Annotated in this window: 1 protein-coding gene; it reads left to right on the forward strand. The window is 34.2% G+C overall.

Translation table 11 applies throughout. The features are described from left to right. Window positions 1–223: hypothetical protein (locus GH681_RS23885; RefSeq protein WP_228112061.1), on the forward strand; the 223-nt coding region annotated here is incomplete at its 5' end. Between the last annotated feature and the right edge of the window lie 1,044 nt (window positions 224–1,267).

Genomic DNA, 1,267 nt, shown 5'->3' on the forward strand with positions numbered 1-1,267 from the left:
CTTTAAAAGTCTTTTAGATAATTCTTTTCCTGGTAATACAGGTATTACTTCTCCTTTACTATTAGTAAAAGTAATAGGTTTACCATTCACAGTAATATTCATTGGAGATGCAGCATCTGGTTGGAAGAAAAACGTGTTAGAAACATGTTTTACTTTCTATACCTTTCTATTACTCAATGCATCAGAGTTATTAGTAACAGTTTCAGGTTTCATATTAGCGTAGCCAGTTTCTCCATATACTTCAGTAGAAGTATCTTCTAGCATTTGAGCTTCTGCTGCCAATACTTCATCAGATATAAAAGTAGTTCCATCATTTACATATATACCTCCATCAACTATAGTTATAGTAGGAGCATCCTGAGCAGGCTTGCTGTCTTCTACTTGAGTTGGAGTTGGTGGTACTGGATTACTTTTATCTTTTGTATTAGTGTTCTGTTCTTCATTTGCTTCTTGAGCATCTGTAGCTACAGCAATTTCTGGTACTTCTTCAGATGTTTGTTCACTAACACCAGATACTTCATCAGGATTCTATAAAGTTCTGTTACGTATATCTTCCTATTCTAGCTCTTGTGGAGAAGGTGTGCTATCTTCTATGTGACTAACATCGTCTACAGTTACATCAACTTTTTCTTCTCTGGCTATAATATCCTGTACTTCTTTTTCTGGCTATTGTATCTATTCTTCTATAGAACCTTCCACCAGAACATCTTCGCTACTAGGTTCTATTTCTAACTATCTACCTTTTTGATTTAGTAAAGCTTGCTCTTCTTCTCTAAGAATTTCATCTACATCTGTAGACATAGACTCTGGTATTACAGGTTCTGCTGTTTCTGTTTTAGTTTCTTGTACTACAGGCTGTTGTTGTACTCCTTCTTGTATTGGAGTTTCTGGTTTAACTTCTACTTTTTCTTGTTTCTTAGTAGTATCTTCAATAGCAGCTGCTGGATTTTCTATTACTCCCTCTTCTGGTAGTACTTCACCAGCTTCCTCTTTTTCTTTTCTAGCAACTTTTTCCTATCTAACTGATTTACTTAGATGTTCAGCAAATAACGAATTGGCTACAATTCTAGACGCACGTTCCTGATCAGCTAATTCTAGTAAATCATTATACTTCATCTGAGCTTGTTGATTATACTTAGATATAATAGATTTTCTACTAGGTTGAGGTTTACCTTCTCTTAGTGCTTTATCTGTATATTCTTGTATAATATTATCCTATTGCTCTTCAGATAAATCTTTGAACAAATATCCTTTGATATCCTAATAT

The organism is Zoogloea sp. 1C4 (assembly GCF_009469605.1).
GTDB classification, from domain to species: domain Bacteria; phylum Pseudomonadota; class Gammaproteobacteria; order Burkholderiales; family Rhodocyclaceae; genus Zoogloea; species Zoogloea oryzae.